This is a genomic window from Streptomyces sp. NPDC056948, assembly GCF_042674225.1.
GTDB lineage: Bacteria > Actinomycetota > Actinomycetes > Streptomycetales > Streptomycetaceae > Streptomyces > Streptomyces purpurascens.
Genome location: NZ_JBHUQX010000626.1, coordinates 1 through 3,843, shown reverse-complemented (window position 1 = coordinate 3,843; position 3,843 = coordinate 1). Strand labels below are relative to the sequence as shown.

Sequence of the window (3,843 nt, the reverse complement as noted above, 5' to 3'; positions counted from 1 at the left end):
CGCCCGTGACGCTCCCGGCTCACCAGGGCAGGAACACGTGCACGTCCTTGCCGCGCTCGTCGGCCACCACGCTGACCTGGTCGCACAAGGTGTGGATCAGGTGCCAGCCGATGCCGCCGCCACCGCTGCGCGGATCGAAGGGCCGCGGCGCGGGCTCCGTGCTGCTGGAGTCGTGCAGCACCACGTGCACCCCGTCGAAGGTCCGGCGCATCCGCAGCGCGAACGGACCCGGGGCGTACTGCACCGCGTTGGCGGCCAGTTCCGTCACCACCAACAGGATGTCGTCCCAGTACTCGGGGGCAGAGGGCGGCGAGGACCGTGCCAGGTCACGCAAGAAGCCCTCCGCGGCCAGCCGCGCACCGGTCACGTCGTGCGGCTCGCCCACGAAGCTGTTCGTGCGGCTCGGGATGTCCTCGGAGGTCAGTGCGTCGTCCCCACGCGGCTCGGTTGACATATCGCCTTTCCGGCCCGGTCGTCAGCAAGGGCTGTCGTCAGGGCTGTGGTCCTTTCTCTGGTGTCGCCACTGTCGTGTTCCCGTGCGAGCGCGGACTACGCGTCCGGTCCGCGTTCAACGGAACACGTTGTCCGAGTCCTCCCAGTGCGACGGATCCTCCGGGCTGCTCGGCCGCCCGGGACGCCTGCGCGACTCGTACATCGCGTCGATCTCGGCCGCGTAGTGCCGCACGATCTCGTCGCGGCGCAGCTTCATCGACGGCGTCAGCAGCCCGTTGGTCACGTCGAACGGCTCCGGCAGCACCCGGAACACCCGGATCGACTCCGACCGCGACACGGCACTGTTGGCCGCGCCCACGGCGCGTGCGACCTCCTCCCGCAGCGCGTTCTCCTCCCGGGCCTCCCGCATCTCGCCCTGCAGCGCCAGCGCCGCCCGCCAGTGCGCCAGGAACTCCGGATCCAGCGTGATCAGGGCGCCGACACAGGGCCGGTTGTCGCCCACCACCACCGCCTGGTGGATGAGCGGGTGCATCCGCAGCCGCTGTTCCAGGGCCGCCGGGGCGACGCTCTTGCCGCTGCTCGTGATGATGATGTCCTTCTTGCGGCCGGTGATCGTCAGATAGCCCTCCGAGTCCAGTCGCCCGAGGTCACCGGTGGCCAGCCAGCCGCCGCGCAGCGCGGCCCGGGTACCGGCGTCGTCACCCACGTACCCCTGGAACACCGACGGGCCGCGCACCAGGATCTCCCCGTCGTCGGCGACCTGGATCTCCGTGCCCGGCAGCGCCTGCCCGACGGTCCCCGACTTCTCCCGGCCCAGCGGCTGCATCGTCACCCCGCCGCTGGTCTCCGTCAGGCCGTAGCCGTCGTTCACATAGATGCCGATGCCCTCGTAGAAGAGGGACAGGTCGCGGCTGAGGGGAGAGCCGCCGGATGTCGCCCGCCGCACCCGGCCACCCAGCGCGGCCCGCAGCCGGCGGTACACCGTGCGGTCGTAGAGGGCGTGCTGCAGCCGCAGATCGAAACCGGGCCCGCGGCCCCTGCCCAGCCGCTGGCGTTCCAGGGCCGCGGCGAAGTCCCGCGCCGTCCCGGCGGCCCGCTCGAACAGTCCGCCGTGGCCCCCCTGCTGCGCCGTGCGCAGGAAGTTCTTGTAGATCTTCTCGAAGACCGACGGGACCGCGTAGAAGTACGTCGGCCGGAAGGTGCGCAGCGCCGAGAACAGCGCCTCCCCGCCGAGGTCGGCCTGGTGCCCCATCAGCAGGCCGCCGCGCACGCACAGGCCCTGGATCATGAGCCCGTACACGTGGGAGAAGGGCAGGAACGCCAGCACGGAGCCCTGCTCGCCGCGCGATGCCGCCGTCTGACCCCAGCCGGCCAGCAGCGTGTCGCAGGGCCCGGCCAGGTTGCGATGGCTGAGGGCGCAGCCCAGGGCGTGGCCGGTCGTGCCGGAGGTGTAGGCGATGACGGCCGTGGAGTCCGGCAGCACGATGCGGCGCATCGAGTCGACCGTGGCGAGCGGCACGGACTCCCCGCGGACCGTCAGCTCCTCCAGCGCTCCCGCGTCAAGCTGCCAGACGTGGCTCAGCAGCGGCAGCGCCGCGCACACCGAGCCGACGGTCATGACGCCCAGCTCGTCCTCCACCACCACGGCCACACAGCCGGAGTCCCGCAGGATCCATTCCACCTGGTCGCGCGACGACGACGGGTAGACCGGGACGACCTCGGCGCCCACGGCCCACAGCGCGTAGCACAGGACCGTCCACTCGTACCGGGTGCGCGCCATGATCGCCACGCGGTGGCCCGGCGCGATGCCGGACGCGATCAAGCCCTTGGCCACGTCCACCACCTCGTCGCGCAGCTCGATCGCCGTCACCTCCTCCCAGACGGCGGAGGCGGGGTCGGTGCGGCGGGCGAGCATCGGCCGGGTGGGTTCGCGGTCCGCCGTCTCGAAGACGCTGTCGGCGAGCCCGCCGGTCAGGGGCGAGAAGGCCGGTGGAGCGAGGGCCGTTTCGCGCATGCACTGCTCCTGACGTGTACGGGGTGTGACATTGCCGACGGGTACCGTCATCGGCGGTGCTCGAATGTAGTCGAGTCGGGACCCTTCGGGGTCGGGAAATACGGAAGTGACACCGCTGATGATCTCGGCGTGACCGAAGGACGGGCGGGACGCCTTACGCCTGTGTGTGGCGGACGCACTCGGTGACGACGTCCCGCAGGCTGCCCGTGCGCTCCATCAACGCGCGCTGCACCTGCGCGCCGTTGCCCTCCCGCAGCAGTTCCTCGCAGGCGGCCCGGGCCCGCTCGAAGTCACCGGTGTCCGCGAGGGCCTGACCGACATGGTCCAGCAGGGCACGGACGACTGCCTCGGCGGGCATGCGCCGCATGGTCGCGGGGTGCAGCAGCTCGCCCGTCAGGCCGGACCGGGCGGCCTGCCAGTGGGCCAGCCGCAGCAGGCTGACGCTGTGGTCGAGGGGCTCCTGGCCCGCCCGCCACGCGCGTGCCGCGGTCTCGACGAGCCCGCGGACGAGGGTGGCGACCAGCGCGGCCGTGCCGGAGCGCAGACAGACGTCCGAGACCCGCACCTCCACCGTCGGATACTGCCGGGACAGCCGCGCGTCGAAGTAGATCATCCCGTCGTCGAGGACGGCCCCGGTGGCCACCATCTCCGCGACCAGCCGGTGGTACCGCTCGGCCGAGCCGAAGATCTCGGTCGGACCGGCCGACGGCCAGCGCTGCCACACCCGGCTGCGATAGCTGCTGTACCCCGAGTCATGGCCCTGCCAGAACGGCGAGTTCGCACTCAGCGCCAGCAGCACCTGCAGCCAGGGCCGCACCCGGTCGATGACCGCGACGCCCTCCTCGTCGGACTCCACGGCCACGTGCACATGGCAGCCCAGGACGAGCTGCTCCCGGGTGGCGATGCCGTACTGATCCGCCATCCACTGGTACCGCTGGTTGACGCTGATGGCGGGGCTGACGGGCAGCGGGGAGGTGGCGAGCGCCGCGACGGTGCAGCCGATCTCCCCGGCGTGCCGGGCGGCCTCCTTGCGGCAGCGGACGATCTCCGCGCGCAGGCTCTCCATGGACGACTGCGGATGGGTGGCGAACTCCAGCATCTGCTCGTGGAGTTCCTTCTCGAAGACGTCCTGATCCGCGTCGTCCCGCTCCGCGTGGGCGAGCACCGCCGCGGACAGCGCCCGGGGCTCGCCGGTCTCCGGATCGACCAGGAGGAGCTCCTCCTCCACTCCGACGGTGCGCACCTGATGCCCGCCCTTCTGCGACCCTGCCGCGGGGGGCCACCCGCTTATCCCCGGGGGTCGACCCCCCCGGCCCCCCCCCCGCGGGGGGGGCACCCGGGGGGTGCGCGGGGGGTCACGGAGCGCACCGCCCCCG

3 protein-coding genes are annotated in these 3,843 nt (G+C 72.2%); all 3 read right to left on the bottom strand.

The window, feature by feature from the left end; genetic code table 11:
- Positions 1-19: 19 nt before the first annotated feature.
- Positions 20-454, bottom strand: a complete 435-nt coding sequence (locus ACFTZL_RS42430) for an ATP-binding protein (protein WP_382595224.1) — start codon at positions 452-454, stop codon at positions 20-22.
- 114 nt (positions 455-568) lie between these two features.
- A complete protein-coding gene (locus ACFTZL_RS42425) occupies positions 569-2,467 on the bottom strand; it encodes an AMP-dependent synthetase/ligase (protein WP_382595222.1) in 1,899 nt (632 codons plus the stop codon).
- A gap of 154 nt (positions 2,468-2,621) precedes the next feature.
- Positions 2,622-3,710, bottom strand: coding sequence for a glutamate--cysteine ligase (locus ACFTZL_RS42420; protein WP_382595220.1), 1,089 nt, complete (start codon positions 3,708-3,710; stop codon positions 2,622-2,624).
- Positions 3,711-3,843 lie beyond the last annotated feature (133 nt).